Source organism: Neisseria sp. HMSC70E02, assembly GCF_001838645.1.
Taxonomy (GTDB): domain Bacteria; phylum Pseudomonadota; class Gammaproteobacteria; order Burkholderiales; family Neisseriaceae; genus Neisseria; species Neisseria macacae.
This window is the reverse complement of record NZ_KV838093.1, coordinates 1-469: the sequence shown is the minus strand read 5'-3', so window position 1 is coordinate 469 and position 469 is coordinate 1. Positions and strand designations below refer to the sequence as shown.

The 469-nt window shown below is 49.9% G+C and carries 1 pseudogene; it reads left to right on the top strand.

From position 1 onward, the window contains the following. Positions 1–469 (top strand): annotated as a pseudogene (locus tag HMPREF3277_RS14905) (hypothetical protein); the annotation flags it as partial.

The following is a 469-nucleotide window of genomic DNA, read 5'->3' as shown; positions in this document are numbered from 1 at the left end:
AACCAGTTGTGATTGACGGTACGACCGGTACAGTGAGCGGACTGACCAACACCACATTGGGCGGCACAGACTTTGCGACTTCGAACAAGGCCGCGACCGAAGCCCAGTTGGACGCAACCCAAGTGAACCTGAAAACCATCTTGGGCGGAGAAGCTGAGAACAACAACGGCAACGTAACCACTGCCAACATTGGCGACACAGGCAAAGGCAACATTCACGAGGCGATCAAGTCAGTGAAAGAGACTGCCGAGAAAGGTTGGAAGCTGAAAGTCAACGAAGAAACGTCGTCTGAAAAAATCAGTCCTGATGATGAAGTAACCATTAAAGAAGGTAAAAACATCAAAGTGACCCGCAACGGTAAGAACATTACCGTAGCGACTGCGGAAGACGTTGAGTTCAACAAAGTAACAGTTGGCGACAGCATTCTGACCTCTGCCGGACTGACTACGCCTAAAGTTACCGCAGGTAA